Origin of the sequence: Pusillibacter faecalis, from assembly GCF_018408705.1 — a bacterium.
GTDB classification, from domain to species: Bacteria; Bacillota; Clostridia; order Oscillospirales; family Oscillospiraceae; genus Oscillibacter; species Oscillibacter faecalis.
Map to the genome: position 1 here is coordinate 2,476,594 of NZ_AP023420.1, position 20,287 is coordinate 2,496,880.

19 protein-coding genes are annotated in these 20,287 nt (G+C 58.5%); 10 read left to right on the forward strand and 9 right to left on the reverse strand.

Annotated features, from left to right (window positions below; genetic code table 11):
- Positions 1 to 10 precede the first annotated feature (10 nt).
- The 4 genes from KJS55_RS12330 to arcC form a co-directional block, all read right to left on the reverse strand.
- The gene (locus KJS55_RS12330; protein ID WP_187030464.1) at positions 11 to 1,120 is read right to left on the reverse strand and encodes an ABC transporter permease; all 1,110 of its coding nucleotides are present in this window, start codon (positions 1,118 to 1,120) and stop codon (positions 11 to 13) included.
- The gene (locus KJS55_RS12335) at positions 1,117 to 2,667 is read right to left on the reverse strand and encodes an ABC transporter ATP-binding protein (RefSeq protein ID WP_346345692.1); all 1,551 of its coding nucleotides are present in this window, start codon (positions 2,665 to 2,667) and stop codon (positions 1,117 to 1,119) included. The genes KJS55_RS12330 and KJS55_RS12335 overlap by 4 nt, the downstream gene beginning before the upstream one ends.
- A 239-nt stretch (positions 2,668 to 2,906) precedes the next feature.
- Positions 2,907 to 4,172: a BMP family ABC transporter substrate-binding protein gene (locus tag KJS55_RS12340; RefSeq protein WP_187030468.1), complete on the reverse strand. Its 1,266-nt coding sequence runs from the start codon at positions 4,170 to 4,172 to the stop codon at positions 2,907 to 2,909.
- A gap of 352 nt (positions 4,173 to 4,524) precedes the next feature.
- The gene (arcC, locus tag KJS55_RS12345) at positions 4,525 to 5,463 is read right to left on the reverse strand and encodes a carbamate kinase (protein WP_187030470.1); all 939 of its coding nucleotides are present in this window, start codon (positions 5,461 to 5,463) and stop codon (positions 4,525 to 4,527) included.
- A gap of 140 nt (positions 5,464 to 5,603) precedes the next feature.
- Between arcC and KJS55_RS12350 the strand changes: the two genes are divergently transcribed.
- Positions 5,604 to 6,008, forward strand: a complete 405-nt coding sequence (locus tag KJS55_RS12350; protein ID WP_213543409.1) for a helix-turn-helix domain-containing protein — start codon at positions 5,604 to 5,606, stop codon at positions 6,006 to 6,008.
- A gap of 26 nt (positions 6,009 to 6,034) precedes the next feature.
- Here the strand turns inward: KJS55_RS12350 and ygeW are convergent, their stop codons facing one another.
- From ygeW to KJS55_RS12365, 3 genes are read right to left on the reverse strand one after another with little or no spacing between them, the layout of a single operon-like run.
- Positions 6,035 to 7,225 (reverse strand): knotted carbamoyltransferase YgeW, encoded by a 1,191-nt coding sequence (ygeW, locus tag KJS55_RS12355; protein WP_187030474.1) that lies wholly within the window; start codon positions 7,223 to 7,225, stop codon positions 6,035 to 6,037.
- A gap of 21 nt (positions 7,226 to 7,246) precedes the next feature.
- The gene (locus KJS55_RS12360; RefSeq protein ID WP_213543410.1) at positions 7,247 to 7,726 is read right to left on the reverse strand and encodes a nucleoside deaminase; all 480 of its coding nucleotides are present in this window, start codon (positions 7,724 to 7,726) and stop codon (positions 7,247 to 7,249) included.
- 18 nt (positions 7,727 to 7,744) lie between these two features.
- Positions 7,745 to 9,157, reverse strand: coding sequence for a YgeY family selenium metabolism-linked hydrolase (locus tag KJS55_RS12365; RefSeq protein WP_213543411.1), 1,413 nt, complete (start codon positions 9,155 to 9,157; stop codon positions 7,745 to 7,747).
- Positions 9,158 to 9,341: 184 nt separating this feature from the next.
- Here KJS55_RS12365 and KJS55_RS12370 point away from each other — a divergent pair, with 184 nt between their 5' ends.
- Both KJS55_RS12370 and KJS55_RS12375 read left to right on the forward strand, forming a co-directional pair.
- Positions 9,342 to 10,004, forward strand: coding sequence for a helix-turn-helix transcriptional regulator (locus KJS55_RS12370; protein WP_187030480.1), 663 nt, complete (start codon positions 9,342 to 9,344; stop codon positions 10,002 to 10,004).
- Positions 9,997 to 11,466, forward strand: a complete 1,470-nt coding sequence (locus tag KJS55_RS12375) for a pyridoxal-phosphate dependent enzyme (protein WP_213543412.1) — start codon at positions 9,997 to 9,999, stop codon at positions 11,464 to 11,466. The genes KJS55_RS12370 and KJS55_RS12375 overlap by 8 nt, the downstream gene beginning before the upstream one ends.
- A gap of 142 nt (positions 11,467 to 11,608) precedes the next feature.
- Here KJS55_RS12375 and KJS55_RS12380 read toward each other — a convergent pair whose 3' ends face one another.
- Positions 11,609 to 11,782 (reverse strand): hypothetical protein, encoded by a 174-nt coding sequence (locus KJS55_RS12380; protein WP_187030484.1) that lies wholly within the window; start codon positions 11,780 to 11,782, stop codon positions 11,609 to 11,611.
- A gap of 173 nt (positions 11,783 to 11,955) precedes the next feature.
- On the opposite strand from KJS55_RS12380, the gene KJS55_RS17530 reads away from it, so the two are divergent.
- From KJS55_RS17530 to KJS55_RS12390, 3 genes are all read left to right on the forward strand, one after another.
- Positions 11,956 to 12,147 (forward strand): YlcI/YnfO family protein, encoded by a 192-nt coding sequence (locus KJS55_RS17530; RefSeq protein ID WP_256315898.1) that lies wholly within the window; start codon positions 11,956 to 11,958, stop codon positions 12,145 to 12,147.
- 58 nt (positions 12,148 to 12,205) lie between these two features.
- Complete coding sequence (locus KJS55_RS12385) at positions 12,206 to 13,447, forward strand: threonine synthase (protein WP_213543413.1); 1,242 nt, start codon at positions 12,206 to 12,208, stop codon at positions 13,445 to 13,447.
- 67 nt (positions 13,448 to 13,514) lie between these two features.
- Positions 13,515 to 15,479, forward strand: a complete 1,965-nt coding sequence (locus KJS55_RS12390; protein ID WP_213543414.1) for a bifunctional metallophosphatase/5'-nucleotidase — start codon at positions 13,515 to 13,517, stop codon at positions 15,477 to 15,479.
- Between the two features lie 46 nt (positions 15,480 to 15,525).
- Here KJS55_RS12390 and KJS55_RS12395 read toward each other — a convergent pair whose 3' ends face one another.
- Entirely contained in the window at positions 15,526 to 15,963 is a 438-nt protein-coding gene (locus KJS55_RS12395) for a CBS domain-containing protein (RefSeq protein ID WP_187030493.1), read from the reverse strand.
- A gap of 191 nt (positions 15,964 to 16,154) precedes the next feature.
- On the opposite strand from KJS55_RS12395, the gene KJS55_RS12400 reads away from it, so the two are divergent.
- From KJS55_RS12400 to KJS55_RS12415, 4 genes are all read left to right on the forward strand, one after another.
- Positions 16,155 to 16,817, forward strand: a complete 663-nt coding sequence (locus KJS55_RS12400) for a Crp/Fnr family transcriptional regulator (RefSeq protein ID WP_187030495.1) — start codon at positions 16,155 to 16,157, stop codon at positions 16,815 to 16,817.
- A 147-nt stretch (positions 16,818 to 16,964) separates the two neighbouring features.
- Complete coding sequence (locus tag KJS55_RS12405; RefSeq protein WP_213543415.1) at positions 16,965 to 17,807, forward strand: sulfide/dihydroorotate dehydrogenase-like FAD/NAD-binding protein; 843 nt, start codon at positions 16,965 to 16,967, stop codon at positions 17,805 to 17,807.
- 1 nt (position 17,808) lies between these two features.
- Complete coding sequence (gltA, locus tag KJS55_RS12410; RefSeq protein WP_213543416.1) at positions 17,809 to 19,200, forward strand: NADPH-dependent glutamate synthase; 1,392 nt, start codon at positions 17,809 to 17,811, stop codon at positions 19,198 to 19,200.
- A 171-nt stretch (positions 19,201 to 19,371) separates the two neighbouring features.
- Positions 19,372 to 20,277: a DUF3658 domain-containing protein gene (locus KJS55_RS12415; RefSeq protein ID WP_213543417.1), complete on the forward strand. Its 906-nt coding sequence runs from the start codon at positions 19,372 to 19,374 to the stop codon at positions 20,275 to 20,277.
- Positions 20,278 to 20,287 lie beyond the last annotated feature (10 nt).

Consider the following 20,287-nt stretch of genomic DNA (forward strand, 5'->3'; position numbering starts at 1 on the left):
GAGCCCAGACTCATTTCGCACCCTCCTTTCTGGAACGGATAATCACACGGTAGTTGATAAAGAACTCACTGCCCAGAATGAAGAACAAGATGATGCCAGTGATGATGTTGGAGGCATAATCGTTCAGACCGAACTGAGTGGCAATCTGAATAGCACCCTTTTGCAGAAAGACCAGCAGCAAAGAAATCAGAATCATCACAAATGTGTTGAACTGTGCGAGCCACGCTACAATGATGGCGGTAAAGCCCCGGCCGCCAGCAGTGGAGGTGGAGATCGTGTGGCCCACGCCGGCCACGGCGATGAAGCCTGCAAGACCGCAGATAGCGCCGGAAATGGCCATAGTCCGGACCGTGACCTTTTTAACGCTGATGCCAGCGTAGCGGGCAGTGTTCTCACTGTCGCCTACCACGGTGATTTCATAGCCGTGCTTGGAGTATTTCAAATAGATGTACATGCCCACCGTCAATGTCATCACCAGGATGACGTTCAGACCATACTCCTGACCGAAAATTTCAGGAAACCAGCCGTATTTGGTCTGCTGGTGAATCACACCCACCGTGTTGGAGCCGACGGGAAACTCCCATAGGGCCACACAATAGCTGGTGATTTGGATGGCGACATAATTCATCATCAGGGTGAACAGAGTCTCGTTAGTGTTCCAGCGGGCCTTGAAGGTGGCGGGAATCACACCCCAGACACCACCTGCCGTCAGGGAGACGGCGGCCATCAAGACCAGTAGGACGGGGGTGGGAATTGTACCGCCGTAAAACCGCATGAATCCGGCGGTAATGACGCCGCCAATGAGAATCTGCCCCTCTGCGCCGATGTTCCAAAAGCGCATTTTGAATGCGGGAGCCAGGCCTACACCGATGCACAGCAGCATCATGGTATCCCGGATTGTGGCCCAGAAACGGCGGGGAGTGCCGAAAGCGCCGTCATAAATCCCCTCATACACGGCGATGGGGTTGAGCTTGGTGACAGTGAAGATGAAGATGCCGCTGACCACCAGAGACAACAGTACCGCAGCAGCCCGGACGCCGTAAGCCTTGGGACGAGAGATGCCTTCTCGTTTGGCAATCCGCAGCAGAGGCTCTCTGCTATGAGATTTTACATGACTCATACCTCAGCAGCCTCCTTTTTGAAACGGGTCATCAACAGCCCTACCTCTTCTTTTGTCGTGGTGCGGGCCTCCACCACACCGCTGACCTGCCCGCCGCACAGCACCAGAATGCGGTCGCACAGCTCTAACAGCACATCCAAATCTTCACCCACGAACACCACAGCTACGCCCTTCATCTTCTGCTCTGTTAACAGATTATAGATTGTGTAGGAAGTGTTGATGTCCAGGCCCCGGACGGCGTAGGCCGTCATCAATACCGTGGGCTCCTGGGCAATCTCCCGGCCCACCAACACCTTCTGCACGTTTCCTCCGGAGAGGCGCCGGACGGGAAAATTGACACTGGGAGTGATGACATCCAGCTCCTCTTTGACCTGCTCGGCCAGCTTCCTGGGGGCCTTGCGGTCAGTAAAGGCGCCGTGGCCCTTCCGGTAGCTGCGCAGCAGCATGTTGCCGGTCATGCCCATGGTGCCAACCAATCCCATGCCCAGCCGGTCCTCTGGTACAAAGGCCAAGGACACACCGGCTCGCTTGATTTGCAAAGGCGTTTTCCCCACCAGCTCCATGCCCGGGGCCTCCGGAGCGGTCCCCAGGGGACGGTAGAGAATGGAGGCGCCGGGCTGCATGGGCTGTAATCCAGCGATAGACTCCAGCAGCTCCTTCTGGCCAGAGCCAGCGATGCCGGCGATGCCCAGAATTTCCCCGCCCATGGCGGTGAAGGACACCTGGTCCAGGCGCTTGACACCCATGGCATCATAAACGGTGACATTTTGAACCTCCAGCCGGGGTGTGGGGTTTTGAGGTTCCGGCCGGTCAATATTCAGCGTGACAGCCCGCCCTACCATCATGTCGGTGAGAGACTGAGGATTGGTGCTTGCTGTGGGTACGTCTCCGATGTATTTGCCCTTGCGCAGAACGGCGACCCGGTCAGATACATCCATCACCTCGTGGAGCTTGTGGGTGATAATCACCATGGCCTTGCCGTCAGAGCGCATGTTGCGCATCACAGCGAACAGGCGGTCTGTCTCCTGCGGAGTCAAAACAGCGGTGGGCTCGTCCAGAATCAGGATTTCCGCGCCCCGATAGAGAACTTTCACGATCTCCACAGTCTGTTTTTCCGATACAGACATGTCGTAGACCTTCTTGGAGGGGTCAATGTGAAACCCATATTTTTTACAAATTTCCGTGATCTTGGCAGAGGCGGACTTTAAGTCCAACTTTCCCTCGTGCTCTAGCCCCAAGACGATGTTCTCCGCTGCGGTGAAAACATCCACCAGCTTGAAATGCTGATGGATCATGCCGATTCCGTGTTCATAGGCATCCTTGGGCGAGGCAATGGTAACAGGGGAGCCGTTTACCAAAATCTCCCCTTTGTCAGGGAAATAGATGCCTGCCAGCATGTTCATCAGGGTGGTTTTGCCACTTCCATTTTCTCCCAGTAGAGAGAGGATTTCCCCCTTGTTGATATCCAGGGAGACACTGTCATTGGCAATAACACTGCCGAATCGTTTCGTCACGTGCTTCATTTGGACCGCTGCAACAGTTTCCAAGAAGACCATCCTTTCTGCCGCGGGGCATAAATTCAAAAAGGCGCCGGTGCGATGAGGACCCCAGCGCCTGGGAAAGGCTTCTATGGCAAGTATACCATGGATTGCATCTGCTGTAAATCCAAAATGGCAAAAAAATTGTTAGGATTGCACACAAAAAATTTGAGTAAGGGAGAGTTGGTACCCATTTTTAACAAGCACAAAGGCGGGGCCGCATCGCGGCCCCGCCAGTGGGTGGAGAATTAGTTGTTGTTCAGCTCGGTAATGCCGTCAATCCGCAGATCGAAGTAGGGAGCGGCACGGAAGGTGGACTCCTGGAAAGCACCGTCCACAATGACGTTTTCCGTGGGGCCCTCGAAGATGACATTGCCGGTGGCAAAGTCCACGATGGAGAAATCTACCTCATAGCTCTCTACCGGCTGGCCGCCCACAGTGAACTTGCTGGTGTCAAAGACCTGCAGGCTGCCATCCTTGATGGCGGACCAGGCGGCGTCCACAGCCTCCTGAGTGCCCTCAGCGCAGTTGGGACCCAAGGCGGAGATCATCACGGCATCCTCAGCGATACCGGCGGCGTAGTTGGAGGGAACCTCCTCACCGGCGATGAACTTCTCCAAGGTGTCCTGATACAGGACAGACCAGTTGTTCTGAGCGGAGGTCAGAGCGGCATCGGGGGCGACAGACAGCATGTCGATGTTGTAGCCAACGGAGAAAACCGTCTTGCCAGCCTCGTATTCAGCCTGCACGGCGGAGGGAGCGCCGGTGGAGTCGGCGTGCTGGCCGATGATAACGCAGCCGCGAGCCATCAGAATGTTGGCTGCCTCGCTCTCCGCCGGGGGATCATACCAGCTGTTGGTGTACTGAACGTCCATGTGAGCCTCGGGCACGATGGACTGAATGCCCAGCAGGAACGCGGTGTAGCCAGATACCACCTCGGCATAGGGGAAGGCACCCACATAGCCCACATAGGGGTCTGTCACGGTACCGGCGTCCATCAGCTCCTTGAGCTTCATGCCGGCCACAACGCCGGATACATAGCGAGACTCATAGACATTGGTGAAGAGGTTCTTGAAATTGTCCAGACCAGCAACGCCGGCCTGATCACCCGTACACGCCACGAACGTGACGGCAGGATACTGCTCGGCGGCGCTGAGCATGTAAGTTTGATGACCATAGGAGTCGGAGAAGATGATGTTGCAGCCGGCTTCCGCCAGGTCAATGGCGGCGTCCTCGCAGGTTTCATCCTCAGGGATATTGTAGCGCATCATGACCTGCTCAGGGTCGCTGGCGTCGATTCCCAGAGCCTCGCAGGCGGCGGTCAGACCGTCAATGTGGGCTGCGTCATAGCCGGAGTTCTGATCGTGAATGCAGATCAAGCCAATTTTTACGCTGGAAGAACCCTCTTCCGTGGTGTCATCTGTGGTATCATCCGTGGTGGTGTCGTTTCCTCCGCAGGCGGCCAGACTCAGCGCCATGGCCAGGGAGAGGAGCAGCGCAAGAAACTTCTTCATTCTACTTTCCTCCTTATCAATCACTCTTGATAAAATTTGGCGGAAAGAACTCCGCCTGCCTTCATCATACAAGGTCACAAAAAAAAATTCAACTATAATCTTATCATTTTAGAAGCTTTTGGGAAAAATGACACTCCGGAGGTTGTGGAGAAAACATCCGAGCAGCAGAATGGCCGCTGAGAGAGGACAACTAAATGCTAGGGAAAATTACAAGACTGCTGTGTTAGAAACACCAGGCCGCATGCGCCCGGAATACGTCTGATGGTAAACAGAGAAGTACAGGGGATTGGTGTATGACAAAAAGCCAGGGACATTCTGAAGGAATGTCCCTGGCTTTTTGCAAGGAAAGTGTTTACATGGAAATCAGGGTGCCGGTTTTTCCGCGGATGCCGTCAATGGCCCGTTCCAGAAGAGTAATCAGGGCGGCCCGACCGGGCTTGGACTGAGCAAATTTCACAGCAGCCTGAACCTTGGGCAGCATGCTGCCGGGAGCGAACTGGCCCTCCTCCGCATAGACAAGGGCTTCCGCCGGAGTCAGGCGGTCCAGCCACTGCTGGTCGGGTTTTCCAAAATTGACGGCCACCTTTTCCACCGCCGTCAGAATGATCAGTATGTCGGCATCCAACAGCTCCGCCAGCAGCTCGGAGGCCAGATCCTTGTCGATGACGGCGGGAGCGCCCTTGAGATGATGACGATCCTGAAGGAAGACGGGAATCCCGCCGCCGCCGCAGGCGATGGCCACGGAGCCGGCGTCCATCAGAGCCTGGATGGTGGATAGCTCCACCACCGCCAGAGGTTGGGGGGAGGCCACGACCCGCCGCCAGCCCCGGCCAGCGTCCTCCGCCACCTGATAGCCCTTTTCCCGGACCAGGACCTCCGCTTCCTCTTTCGTTAGGAAGGAGCCGATGGGCTTGGTGGGATTCTGAAAGGCCGGATCGTCCTGGTCCACCACCACCTGGGTCAACACCGTGGCCACGCCCTTTTGGATGCCGCGGTCCAGCAGTTCTGTTTTCAGGGCATTTTGCAGGTCGTAGCCAATGTAGCCCTGGCTCATGGCTACACAAACGGACAGTGGCATCACGTCGCTCTGAGGCTCCTGGCGGTGATAGGCGGCAAAGGCGTTTTGGATCATGCCCACCTGGGGGCCGTTGCCGTGGGCGACGACCACCTGATGGCCATCTTCAATGAGATCAGCGATGGCCTCGGCGGTGTGTTTTACCGCGGCCATCTGTTCGGAGAGGCTCTTGCCCAAGGCGTTACCGCCCAGGGCGATGACAATGCGTTTACCCATGATACAATTACCTCACGGAGAAAGTCAGGTTTCCTGCTGCTCCACCGGAAGTTTCCGGAAAAGGAACTGGCGGTCGGTTGAGGAAACCGGCGGATTATGATAGGGTAACAGACAGACCATGATGGAAAGGAATGTGGAACATGAGTGGGCAGACCTTGGGACAGATGATTGCGTCCCTGCGGAAAGAACGGGGAATGACCCAGCTGGAGCTGGCGGAGCGGATGGGTGTTACGGACAAGGCTGTGTCCAAATGGGAGCGGGACCTGTCCTGCCCCTCCGTGGAGACGCTGCCCAAGCTTGCGGAGCTGTTCTGTGTATCGGTGGATGAACTGATGCAGGTTCAGTCGCAGACTCCGCCCGAGGCGGGATGCACAGAACGCGGGGAGATCACCGTTCTGGCGCTCCGGGCGGTGGCTCTGGCCATGGGCGTGGCGGTAGCGGTGCTGTCCATGATGAAACAGCTCGACCTCAACAGCGGCTTTACCATGCTGGGGGTAGGCCTGGCCTGTGGAATGCTCTCCCTGTTTGGCAGGAAGAGCCGTTAATGGGGAAGGCGTCCGCTGGCTTGCCATTAAAACACCTTGCGCCTGCCGCCGGCGTCCATGGCCAGCAGAGCGGAGACTGGGTCCTTGACCTTGCTCATCAGGATCATGGCGGCGATGATATAGGGCTTGAAGCTGGCTTGCTTGTAAAGAGGAACTAGATAGCGGTCAAACACAGAGTTCGCAACCTCGCCCTCAGGGCAGCTCAGGCCGGTGATGTCAGCTGGCAGGCAGTGGAGATACAGGGCGCTGCCGTTTTTCGTGCGCTTCATCATCTCCTCGCTGCAGGTCCAGCTCTTATATTGAGCGTTCTGGGTCAGAAGCTTCTGCTCCAGCGCATCAATGCCCGCCTGGTCCCCAGCCTGATAGAGCTTCGTGCGCTGCTCCATGGCGGCGAAGGGTGCCCAGGACTTGGGATAGACGATGTCGGCGCCGTCAAAGGCCTCCTCCATCGAGGCGGCTTTTTTGTAGGACCCTCCGGTGGCCGCCGCGTTCTTCCGTGCAATCTCTTCCACCTCGGGCATTACATCGTACCCCTCTGGGTGGGCCAGTACCACGTCCATGCCGAAGCGGGTCATCAGGCCGATGACGCCCTGGGGGACGGAGAGGGGCTTGCCGTAGCTGGGGGAGTAGGCCCAGGTCATGGCCAGCTTCTTGCCCTTCAAATTCTCCACGCCGCCGAAGTGGTGGATGATATGGAGCATGTCAGCCATGCACTGAGTGGGATGGTCCACGTCGCACTGGAGGTTTACCAGGGTGGGCTGCTGCTCCAGGATACCGTCCCGATAACCCTCTTTTACAGCATCCATAAAAGTCTTTTGATACTTATGGCCCTCACCGATGTACATGTCATCCCGGATACCGATGACCTCTGCCATGAAGGAGACCATATTGGCGGTCTCTCGGACAGTTTCGCCGTGGGCAATCTGAGACTTCTTCTCGTCCAGGTCCTGGCACTGGAGTCCCAGCAGGTTGCAGGCGGAGGCAAAGGAGAACCGGGTGCGGGTGGAGTTGTCCCGGAAGATGGAGATACCAAGTCCTGAGTCAAAAATCCGGGTGGACCTGTTTCGTTCCCGCAGGTCCCGCAGGGCATCGGCCACAGTGAAGATGGCTTCCAGCTCCTCGTCGGTCTTGTCCCAGGTCCAGTAGAAATCGTTTTTGTACATGTTGTTGATGTGCAGCTGTTCCAGATGTTGGGCAAGCTTGACAGTTTTGCTCATAGTCATGCGCTTCCTTTCCGCTTAAAGTTCAGGGGCAGACTTTGGCTGCCCAAAATAATCTTTTAAAACCTGAAGGCACTCCTCCCGGAGCACCCCTGAAGTCACGGCAGGGCAGTGGCCGGAGTGGGCAAACACCATACTGCTGCAGTCGCAGCCCTCCTGCCCCAGAATCTTTTCCAGATCCCGGTTGCTGGCGCCGTAAACCAGCCGGCCCAGCTTCACCCACACCATGGCGCCGCTGCACATGAAGCAGGGCTCACAACTGGAATAGAGGGTATAGGCTCTGAGGTCCGTGATGCCGGTCTCCCGGCAGAACTCCCGCAGGAGGCCCGCCTCCGCGTGGAAGGTAGGGTCATGGCGGGTGTAAATTTGATTTTCATTGGAGTAGACCAGTTCGCCATCCTTGACCAGCACGGCGCCGAAGGGCTCGTTTCCGTGGGCGACAGCCTGCTGGGAGAGCCGGAGGGCCTCTCGCATCCAGGCTTTATCCACTGTTGTCATAAGTATGCCCCCCCAGGTTTACTGAATGTTGTTATCCGTTAGACCCTGGCGGAATTCAGAGACATCCCCGGTCCGATTTTCGGGTTTGTAGAGCTTCACTGCGGCGGCGTAGACAGCGGCACAGGTTACTAGGTCCTGCTTCCAGTTGATCTCGTTGGGAGCGTGGGCCTGGGCCTCCGCGCCGGGGCCGAAGCCTACGCAGGGAATCCCGTACCGGCCCTGGATGGACACGCCGTTGGTGGAGAAGGTCCACTTGTCCGTCAAGGGACGGGTGCTGCGCAGGGCCATGGTGTCATAACGGGGATCGGGGTCGGCGTGGCCCACCCGGGCGTCCCCGTAAAGGCCGCGGTGGGCCTCCACCAGAGCCTGGACGTGGGCGGCGCTTTCCTTGTTGATCCAGGTGGGGAAGAAGCACTCTGTCTCATAGACCTCGCCGGTCCAGGAGGGGCGGCTGTACATGTACATGCTGACCTTCACATCGTCGCCGTATTTCTTCACGCTGGGAAGCTCCTCAATTTCTCTGAGGCAGGAGTCCCAGGTCTCCCCGGCGGTCATGCGCCGGTCGATAGAAATGGCGCAGCTGTCCGCCACGGCGCAGCGGCTGGGGGAGGTGTAGAAAATCTGGCTGACGGTGCAGGTGCCCCGGCCCAGGAACTGGGCGTCCTCGGCGTGCTGGGGATTGAACGCCGGGTTGAGCATCTTCACCAGGCCCTTGATGGGGTTGGAGGGGCCGTCGCCGCTTTCGTTGAGAGCACGGACATCCCGGATGATGTCCGCCATCTTGTAAATGGCATTGTCTCCCCGTTCCGGGGCGCTGCCGTGGCAGCTCACGCCCTTCACGTCCACCCGGATTTCCATGCGGCCCCGGTGCCCACGGTAGATGCCGCCGTCGGTGGGTTCCGTGGAGACCACGAACTCAATGCGCCGCTGGGCCTCCTCCTTGCTGGGGAAGTCCTTGTTGACGATGTACTGCCAGCACATGCCGTCGCAGTCCTCCTCCTGAACGGAGCCCACCACCATAATCTGGTAGCCCTCCGGAATCAGGTTCAAATCCTTCATAATCCGGGCGCCGTACACGGCGGAAGCCATGCCGCCCTCCTGGTCGCTGCCGCCCCGGCCGTAGATGATGTCGTCCGTCTCAAAGCCTTGGTAGGGGTCTGCCTCCCAGTTGTCCCGGTTGCCCACGCCCACGGTGTCGATGTGAGCGTCAAAGGCGATGATCTTGTCGCCCTGGCCCATATAACCGATTACGTTGCCAAGGCCGTCTACCTCCACCTTGTCGTAGCCCAGCTTCTCCATCTCCGCCCGGATACACGCGACCACCTCCCGCTCTCCACAGCTCTCGCTGGGGTGGGAGATCATGTCCCGCAAAAAGCGGGACATATCGGCCTTGTAACTCTCCGCTGCCTGTCTGACTGCCTCGAAATCCATCGCGATACCCTCCATCATCTTTGTTCATATTCGATAGATTTGAAATGCCTATGTGTACCTTCTTCTATCATAGCATAAGAACAGCACTTGTCAAACAAAAAGTTTGAAACGCAAAAAAATTTTTTGAAAAGCGGTTGATTTCCATAAAAACTATGATATGATAAAGAGGATAGATTGTGCGAATATGCAGAGAGGAGGGGGCCTCACGGAGAGCAAAAGACTGGAGCTTTTGCGGCAGGTGGCCGCAGGCATCGCCGCCCAGTTCGGCAGCGGATGCGAGGTGGTGGTCCACGACCTCAGCCGTCACCCAGACCATTCCATCGTGGCCATTTTCAACGGTCATGTCACCGGACGGAAGGTGGGAGACGGCGCGTCCCATGTGGTGCTGGAGCAGCTGCGCAGCCAGGACCAGACCACCAAAGACCACTTGTGCTATCTCACCAAAACGCCGGACGGAAAGATTTTGAAGTCCTCCACCATCTATATCCGCAACAGCCGGGGAAAGGTGGCGGCCATTCTCGCCATCAACTACGACATCTCCCGCCTCATGATGGTGGAGAACGCCATCGCGGACCTGATCTCCACCCCTCAGCCGGCGGAGCCGGAGAAGATCGTTAATGTCAACGATTTGCTGGAGGAGCTGATTCAGCAGTCCGTGGCTCTGGTAGGTAAGCCCGTAGTGCTGATGAACAAGGAGGACAAAATCCGCGCCATCCAGTTTCTCAGCCAGAACGGCGCGTTTTTAGTGACAAAGTCCGGCGACAAGATCGCCAAGTATTTTGGAATTTCCAAGTACACCTTATATTCTTACATTGACACAAAACAGCAGGAGGGTAAACATGATTGATCTGCACATCAACCGGGAGGGCCTGGACCACAACATCCAAAACGCCAGGGAGAACGGCATCATCATCCCCACCATCGCCCAGATGCGGCATCCAGAGACCATCCCTGAAAAGATTCAGGAGCGGCTCAAGAGCGTGGGACTGTGGGAGGTCAACCCCCTGAACCTCTTCCGCATCACCTGGAAGAACGAGGCGAAGGAGAGTGGGGGCCTCTTCCAGGCGGTGCCCAATTACATCGAGCTGCCCCCGAAGCTCACCGGCGTGCCCTGCCGGATCATCGCCATGGTGGGCAAGTGGTTCCCCACCGGCTGCCATAAGGTAGGCGCGTCCTTCGGGTGCCTCGCGCCCCGGCTTGTCACCGGCCAGTTTGACGTGAAGGCCCACAAGGCCGTCTGGCCCTCCACCGGCAACTACTGCCGGGGCGGCGCGTTTAACTCCGCGCTGCTGGGGGCCCAAGGCGTGGCGATTCTCCCGGCGGAGATGAGTCGGGAGCGCTTCGACTGGCTGCGGGAGATCGGCGCAGAGGTCATCGCCACCCCTGGCTGCGAGTCCAACGTCAAGGAGATTTTTGACAAGACCAACGAGCTCAAGCAGGACCCCCATTACATGATTTTCAACCAGTTTGAGGAGATGGGCAACCCCCTCTGGCACTACAATGTCACTGGCAACGCCCTGGCGGATGTGTTCGAGACCGTGAAGCTCCCCGGAGACCGCTTCGCGGGAGCCTGCTTCACCTCCGGCTCCGCCGGTACCCTCTCCACCGGCGACCGGCTCAAGGAGCTCTACCCCCACTTGAAATTGGCCGTGGGCGAGGCGCTGCAGTGCCCCACAATTCTGGAAAACGGCTTTGGCGGACACCGGATCGAAGGCATTGGCGACAAGCACATCCCCTGGATTCACAACGTGAAGAACACCGACATGGTGATCGACATCGACGATGAGGACAGCCAGCGGCTGTTGCGCCTGTTCAACACCCCGGAGGGCCGGACGTATCTAAAAGAGGAGCTACGCCTGGCCCCGGAGCTGGTGGAGCAGCTTACCTGGCTTGGCATCTCCGGTATCGCCAATGTGCTCTGCTGCATCAAGATGGCCAAGTACTACGAGTTCACCAGCCGGGATGTGGTGGGCACTGTCCTCACCGACTCCGCCGCGATGTACCAAAGCCGCATCGGGGAGCTGAACGGGGAGTATGGCGCCTATACCGTTCATGAGGCGGCGCTGGACCACGGCGTCCATATGCTGGCCGTCAAGACGGACAGCATGCAGGAGTTGACCTATGCGGACCGCAAGCGGGTTCACAATTTGAAATATTATACCTGGGTGGAGCAGCAGGGCAAGACCGTGGAGGAGCTCAATGCCCTGTGGTACGAGGGAATCTGGGATGCCGTCCATGCCCAGGCGAAGGATCTTGACGAGCTGATTGATGCGTTTAACGAGGCCACGGGCCTTTTAAAAGCGCTGTAAGAAAACCGCAGGGCGGGGCCTTGCCCCGCCCTGCGGCGGTTGTATGGGGGCTGATCGGGGTATCGTCTCCCACGGTGGCGCGCCGGGATGAAACGGCGTGCCGGGGTAGGAAAAGGAGGTGCCGCAGGAGGCGATCCCCCCGTCAGTCCTCCGGGGATGCCGGGCTGCTGTCGGCTTCAATATAGGCGTCCTCTGCGCGTATTTGGGCGTCTTTCAGCAGCAGGGCGGCATCGGCATGCCGGCTCTTTCCTATGAGCCGAAGGGCCTCCGTGATGGCATTGAAAAGCATCGTATAATAAGCAGGGAAGTTCTCCATTTCTATTACCTCAGGTAAGCATCTGTCATACGATTTATCGTACAAATTGTAATGCAGACAAACACGTGTTTCTGTATGATAATTGTAGCATAAATGTAGTGCAAATGTGATGCAGACACAGGGAGTTAGTTGCATTACAATTAATCGTATCAACAAGTGCGAGGCTGATAGACGTGCGAAAGTTCCACATTCCCAAAAATCCACCGACGACCAGTAAAAGCGTTCGGTTTCCGAACGATGTGATCGAACAGGTGGAGACTGCGATTCGTGGAACAGATTGCACATTCTCAAACTTTATTGTGGAGGCCACACGGGTGGCTCTGGAGAATTTGGCGGAGAACTCCCAGGAACATGCAAGGGAGTAGGGCGGGCGGCCTACTCCCGCCCATTTTCATTTCGTTATTGATGGAAAGGAGTAACTCTATGAAAAACGTCAAATACGGCCAGTGTATCAAGTGCGGCAAAACCTATCCGGCCACGCCGGACCTGACCACCTGCACGTGCGGCGGCGTGCTGGAGATTGTCTACGACTACGACGAGATCAAAAAGCGGCTGACCAAGGCAGTGCTGGCGGAACGGACGGAGCGGACCATGTGGCGCTATCGTGAGCTGTTGCCCATTGAGGAGACCACAGAGCCTACCCCCCTGCGGGTGGGCTGGTCCCCCCTCTATGACGAGCCCCGCCTCGCCGCACAGCTGGGCCTCAAACAGCTCTGGGTCAAGGACGACGGACTGAACCCCACCGGCGCCCTTAAAGACCGGGCCAGCGCCATGGCCGTCGCCAAGGCCCGCGAGGCCGGGGCTGGGGTGATCGCCTGCTCCTCCACTGGCAACGCCGCCTCATCTCTCGCAGGAAACGCAGCGGCGGCGGGCCTTGCGACCTACATCTTTGTCCCCTCCCGGGCGCCCAAGGGCAAGGTGGCCCAGCTCATGACCTTCGGCGCCACCGTCATCTCCGTCCAGGGCAGCTACGAGGAGACCTTTGAGCTCTCCAGACAGGCCATTAACCGTTGGGGCTGGTATAACCGCAACGCCGCCATCAATCCCTATCTCTCTGAGGGAAAAAAGACCGTGGCCTATGAGATTTTAGAACAGCTGGGCTGGCAGGCACCGGACTACATCGCCATCTCCGTGGGGGATGGCTGCACCATTGCGGGACTCTGGAAGGGCCTCAAGGACCTGCATGCCGTGGGGCTCATCGACCGCCTGCCCCGTCTGATCTCCGCTCAGGCGGAGGGCTGCTGCCCCATCAACCGGGCCGTCGTCCGGGGCGGCAGCTGGGAGCCTATGGAGGAGAACACCTTTGCCGACTCCATCGCCGTAGGAGTCCCCCGCAACGGCGACAAGGCGCTGATGGCCATCCGGGAGTCCCAGGGCCTTGCGGTGAACGTCTCCGACCGGGAGATCATGGAGGCCCAGCAGCTCCTGGGCAGAAGCTGCGGGGTCTTTGGTGAGCCGGCGGGTGTCACTGCAGCCGCGGGTGTGAAGAAGCTCTGTGAGCAGGGTATCCTGGGGCGGGAGGAAACCGTGGTCAGCGTGGTTACAGGCAACGGCCTCAAGGACGTGGCCAACGCCATCAAGGCCTGCGGCGAGCCGATCTCCATCCCCGGCGACATGAACGCGCTTTTAAGGGCTTTTTCCGACAGCGGAATTGTGGTAGAATAGCATATCGGCCCGTCGCCAGCTCTCCGGCCGGCGGCGGGCACTTTGTTTCCCGGGAAAGGATGAGGCTATGAAACGCTGCTGTGCGCTGGTTCTGGCGCTGCTGCTGGCCATGGGCTGTATACCCTGGGGGGCGGCTGCGGATGCTCAGGAGGTCACGATTTTGTTTACCCACGACCTCCACTCCCACTTTCTGCCCCAGCGGGCAGAGGACGGCGGGGAGAGCGGCGGCTACGCCCGGCTAAAAACCGCCATTGACGCGGAAAAGGCGGCTCACCCCGATGCGCTGCTGGTGGACGGCGGGGATTTTTCCATCGGCTCGTTGATCCAGACCCTCTACACCACCCAGGCTGCGGAGCTGCGGACCATGGGGGCGCTGGGGTATGATGCCGCTACCATCGGAAACCACGAGTTTGACCATACCGGCCTGGGCTTTGCCCAGATGCTCAACGCCGCCGCAGACGCCCGGGACGCGGCCTGGGCGGCGTTGGATGAGGCCCAGCCGGACCAGCCGGGGCCCCTTGAGGTGTTCCAGGAGCTGTACGGTCCTGCGACGTTCTTCTTCCCCGCTCTGCTGACGGCCAATTACACCCCGGCCCCGGACAACCCCGACCGGACCTATATCCAGGAGGCCATGGACCGCTATGGCATGGCGGAGACCCAGCTCATTGAGCGGGGCGGCGTCTCCTTTGGAATATTCGGCCTCATGGGGCAGGACTCCCACGACTGCGCGCCCACCTCCGGCTTTGTGCTGGAAGACGCCGTTCTGGCGGCGGAGCGGTGCGTGGAGACCCTCCAGGCCCAGGGGGCGGACGTGATCGTATGTCTGTCTCACTCCGGCACAAACGAAAACCCCAAGCGCTCTGAGGACGAACTGCTGGCGAAGGCTGTGGACGGCATTGACGTGATCATCTCCGGCCACACCCACACCACACTGACAGAGCCGTTGGTGGTGAACGACACCTATCTCGTCTCCGCTGGGCCGTACTGTGAGAACCTGGGGTCCCTCACTCTCCGGAAGGACTCCTCCGGCGCCAAGACCCTGGTGGACTACCACCTGACGCCCATTGACGAGACGCTGCCGGAAGCGCCGGATATCAACGCCCTGGTGGAGGCGTGGAAGGTCCAGGTGGGCGAGACGTACCTGGACCGCTATGGATTCACCTATGACCAGGTGCTGACTACGGCGGAATTTGACTTGTCCACCCCGGCACCGGGGATTCAGCAGGGGAACAACCTGGGAAATCTGGCTGCGGACGCCTTTTTGTGGGCGGCCGAGCGCCTGGAAGCCGGCGCACCGAATGTGCAGACCGTCAGTGTCACCGCGGCCGGTGTGCTGCGCGCGCCTCTCCATGCCGGAGAAATCACGGTTTCCCAGGCATTCGATGTGCTTTCTATGGGCGTGGGGGCTGACGGTACCTCAGGCTTTCCCCTGGTGGGGGTGTATTTGACGGGAAAGGAGCTGAAAGCCGCTGCGGAGGTGGACGCCTCCGTGACCCCCATCATGCCGGAGGCTCAGTTGTATCTCGGGGGTATGGAGTATGCCTTTAACACGCACCGGATGTTTTTTGACCGGGTGATGGCGGCGCGGCTGTACGAGCCCTTTGCCGGCAGTGAGGCATTCTCTGACTTGAAGGATGACCAGCTTTACCGAGTAGTCACCGGAATGTACTCCGCCCAGATGCTGGGGACGGTAAAGGCCAAATCCCTGGGCCTCTTATCCCTGGAGCCAAAGATGGCCGACGGCACGCCGGTAAGGGATTTCAACGACTGCATCCTCTATGACGCGGCGGGCAATGAGATCAAGGAGTGGTATGCCCTTGCGTCATACCTTGAATCCTTTGGAGAGGAGGGTGTCCCGGAGCAGTACGCCAATGAAAGCGGTGACGGCCGCAAGCAGGTCAGCCAGAGCTGGAATGTGGTGGAGCTGATGAAAAATCCGGGATGGACTACACTGGCAGTGCTGGCTGTAGTGATTCTGACCGTGGTACTTGCCGCCCTGCTGACACGGCGCGTCCTCCGCCGGAGGCGGTAAAAAAGAGAGGCCCGACAACTGTCGGGCCTCTTTTGATACCATCCGATCATACGATCTGGCGCAGGTTCCTTGGCAGGCTGTCCTGCTCCGCGAAGTGGCGGATGATGTCCTTGCGGGTGACGATGCCGATGAAACTGCCCACGTCATCCACGACAGGGATGAAGTTCTGATTCATTGCGCTGTCCAGCAGTTCATCCATCGTGACGGTGATGCGCACGGGCGGGTAAGCTCCATCTTGAAGGATATCTCGCACCCGAAGCTTTTCCAGCTCCTTCATCGTGCAGCGCCTGCCCTCCTCCTCACTGAGAAGCCGCCAGAGGAAATCCCCCTCGCTGACAGTGCCCACGTATTGCCCGGTGCGGGAGATCACAGGGATGGCCGTGTAGCCGTGGTGACGCATTTTTTCCAGACCCTGGCGGAAGGTGTTGTCGTCGTACACATGGGCGACACGGGCTTTGGGGAGTAAAAAATAAGCAATATTCACCAGTCTGCCTCATTTCTCATAGACGGAGGGTCCGCCTGAATTTGGACCTTGCGGCCTCTATTCATAATATACAAGGTCCATGGAAACAGTTGGTGAACAATCTATGAAATTTGATGAAATGTTTCTTTACATTTCCATGAAATCTTGATAAAATTATATTGTGATATATGCAACAACTAGGGAGGGGTATCATGCTGACACAAGAGGATTTGGAACGAAGCCCGCTGTTTGAAAACATCAGCTATCAGGAGTACTGCCGAATGCTGACCTGCTTTCAGGCCGTGCAGAGGACGTTTCGCCCGGATGAGCTGGTGTATGACTTCGGAAGCCCTAAAAATGATGCCGTCGGAATTATGGAGCGGGGAGAGGCGGCGCTGATTCGGATTGATGAGGATGGGGTCTCCACTGTGATGGAGGAGCTGGGTCCCGGCGGCGTCTTTGGCAGGACGCTGGCCTTTTCCGGCACAGCTCGCGACAGCCTGGAGGTGATCTGCCGTACCCCCTGCGATGTGCTGTTTATTGACTACGCCCATATTCTCAAGCGATGTGAAAACGCCTGTACGCATCACAGCCTTCTGGTACAAAATATGTTGAAGCTCATGAGCGACAAGGCTCAGGGACTTTCCCGCCGGGTGGATGTACTCTCCCGCCGGTCGATCCGGGAAAAGCTGCTGTGCTATTTCCGCCAGCTTGCAGATCAGGAGGGGGAGGAGAGCTTTACACTGCCATTTTCTCTCAGCACGCTGGCGGATTATATTGCCACGGACCGCAGCGCCATGATGCGGGAGTTAAAACGCCTGCGCACCGAGGGAGTGATCCAGTCGGACGGCCGCAGAATCACCCTGTTGGCATAGTCGTTCAAATTGTCTGAAATTTATCAATCTTGCAAAAACAGATTGACGAAGTTGGGACGCCGTATTACAATACATACGATATGGCAATTGCAGACACGACCGCTATGTCTCAAAATTGATCATTTGGGAAAGAGGGAAGATTCAGTTATGTTTCGTATCGTAAGAAAAGAAGAGCTCAGGCCCACTGTAACACTGTACGAGATCGAGGCACCGCTGGTGGCTAAGAAGGCCCAGCCCGGCCAGTTCATCATTTTGCGGGTGGACGAACAGGGAGAGCGGATTCCGATTACCATCAATGACTATGACCCGGACAAGGGAACTGTCACCATCATTGTCCAGACTGTGGGTGCTACCACGGAAAAGCTCAAGCAGCTCCAGCAGGGCGACTGTCTGCAGGACTTCGTGGGCCCCCTGGGTAAGGCCACCGAGACGGAGGGAAAGAAAAAGGTCTGCGTAGTCGGCGGCGGCGTGGGCTGTGCGATTGCCTATCCGGTGCTCAAAAAATTCCATGACGACGGGGCCGAGGTCCATGCCGTGGTGGGCTTTAAAAATAAGGACCTGGTGATTCTGGAGGATGACTTCCGCAAGTCCTCCGACGTGCTGAAGATCTGCACAGACGACGGCTCCTATGGACAAAAGGGCTTGGTGACAGACGCGCTCAAAGAGCTGATCGACGCGGGCAACCAGTATGACGAGGTGTTCGCCATTGGTCCCATGGTGATGATGAAATTTGTCTCCAAGACCACGGAACCCTATGGTATTCCTACCACGGTCTCCATGAGTCCCATTATGATCGACGGCACCGGCATGTGCGGCGGCTGCCGGCTGAGTGTGGGCGGCGAGATGAAGTTTGCCTGTGTAGACGGCCCGGATTTTGACGGACACAAGGTGGACTGGGATCTGGCGGTCAAGCGCAATCAGATGTATCAGGCCTTCGAAAAGCACAAGTACGAGGAGACCTGCAATCTGCTGAAAAAGGAGGCCAAATAAGATGGCGAACATGTCTTTGAAGAAGAACCCCATGCCCTCCCAGGAGCCGGACGTCCGGAACAAGAACTTTGACGAGGTGGCCTTGGGCTACACGGCGGAGATGGCCATCGACGAGGCTCAGCGGTGCCTCAACTGCAAGAATCCCAAGTGTGTGAACGGCTGCCCGGTGAATGTACATATTCCGGAATTCATTTCCAAGGTGGCCGAGGGCAAGTTTGACGAGGCCTTCGGTGTCATTACCTCTACCAACAGTCTGCCCGCCATCTGCGGCCGTGTCTGTCCCCAGGAGAACCAGTGCGAGGGCCAGTGTGTGCGCGGCATCAAGGGCGAGCCGGTGGGCATCGGCCGTCTGGAGCGGTTCGTGGCCGACTATCACAACGCCCACGGACACCAGGGCGGCGCCCCCACTGTACCGGAGAGCAACGGCCACAAGGTGGCGGTCGTGGGATCTGGTCCCGCAGGTCTTACTTGCGCCGGAGATCTTGCCCGGAAGGGGTATGACGTCACCGTGTTCGAGGCGCTGCACCAGGTGGGCGGCGTGCTGGTGTACGGCATCCCTGAGTTCCGTCTGCCCAAGGCGATTGTCGCCAAGGAAGTGGCCCGTCTGGAGCACTTTGGCGTGAAGATCATGAAGGACACAGTGGTGGGCCGCACCATCACCGTTGACGAGCTGATGGAAGAGCAGGGCTTCGAGGCCGTGTTCATCGGCTCCGGCGCGGGCCTGCCCATGTTCATGGACATCCCCGGCGTCAACTACAAGGGCGTCCTCTCCGCCAACGAGTTCCTCACCCGTATCAACCTGATGAAGGCCTATCTGCCGGACTCCGACACCCCCATCATTCACCCCAGGAAGGTGGCGGTCGTGGGCGGAGGAAACGTGGCTATGGACGCGGCCCGCTGCGCCAAGCGCCTGGGGGCTGAGGTCTACGTGGTTTACCGCCGCGGTATGGAGGAACTGCCCGCCCGAAAGGAAGAAGTGGAGCACGCCGAGGAGGAGGGCATCATTTTCAAGACCCTCTGCAACCCGGTGGAAATTTTGGCCGATGAGAACGACGATGTCAAGGGCATTCGCTGCATCCGGATGGAGCTGGGGGAGCCTGACGCCTCTGGCCGCCGCCGGCCCATTGAGGTCCCCGGCAGCGAGTTCGACGTGGACGTGGACTGCGTGATCATGGCTTTGGGCACCAGCCCCAACCCTTTGATCAAGTCTACAACCAAGGGCCTGGAGATCAACAAGAAGGGCGGCATCGTGGTGAACGAGGACGGCCTTACCTCCCGCGACCATGTTTACGCCGGCGGCGATGCCGTCACCGGTGCGGCCACCGTCATCCTGGCTATGGGTGCAGGCAAGACTGCCGCCAAGGCCATCGACGAGGCTCTGAGCAGGACATAAGCGCATGAGAGGACAAGACGGACGGCAACGCCGCCCGTCTTGTTTTTTTCCAAGCTGTGTGCTAGAGTAGGACGCAAGAGAGTCGAGGCACCCGAGAAATGCCGGAACAAGGCAGGCACATAAGGATGCCGAGCCTGCACAGGAAATTTCATGTGGTGGGGAGTGAGTGGATTGCTGGAGCTGTGTTTTGATCAGTCCACGCAAGGCGGACTTAAGATGGCGCAGCACTGCGGAGGCGTGAGCACTGTGGGGTTGGTCTATGGAGCTGTTGAAGGGGCGACAGATTCTTTGTCCCCGCCGGAGAAACAAGAGGCGGCCCTGGAGCGGGCACGACGGGAGGCGGCGGAGCGGCGGAGAAAGGCGGTACCGCTGGGCGGGAATCCGCGGGATGTGCTGGCGCTGCCTCTCGCCCTCTCCATGGGGGATATCCGGGAACCTATGGGGGAGACCCGCCGGATGCTGCTGGAGCACTGGTATGAGGAGATCATGGAGCGGGATTGGCGGAGAACTCTGGAGGCGGCGGAGCGTCTGAAAAACTGCGGCCCGGACGAGACTGTCCGTATCTGGGCAGACGGTCTGCCGGATAGCGCCTGCGGGCTGCTCCATGCCGCCAGCCTCCTGGCAGGGACCCGGGCACAGATTTCTGTGGTGCTCCTCCCACCTTGGAAGGTACGGCTGGATGGAATCGTGGAGATCTACCAGGGCTGGGGAGAGGTTTCTCCGGAGGAATTCGGCGCTTTTTTGCCGCTGGAGCAGCCGTTGACGCCCATCGTCCTCCGGATGCTCTCAGACCGCTGGCACCATCTGCAGGAGGAGAATGCCCCCCTCCGGGCGGTGGTCAACGGCCGTGTCCGAAGCGTGGATGCGGACTTCTATGACGATTGCCTTCGCCGCGCCTTGCCTATGGGACGGAAGAAGGTCGCAAGATTGATCGGGGAAATCCTGGGCCGGGAGCAGCCCGGCGTGGGAGACACCCTGCTGGCGAACCGGCTCCGGGTTTTGCTGGAACGGGGCGAGTTTCGGATGGTGCAGGAGGACCCGCAATTTTACCGCTCTGTGGTAGAGCGGGTGCGATGAGGAGGCAGGT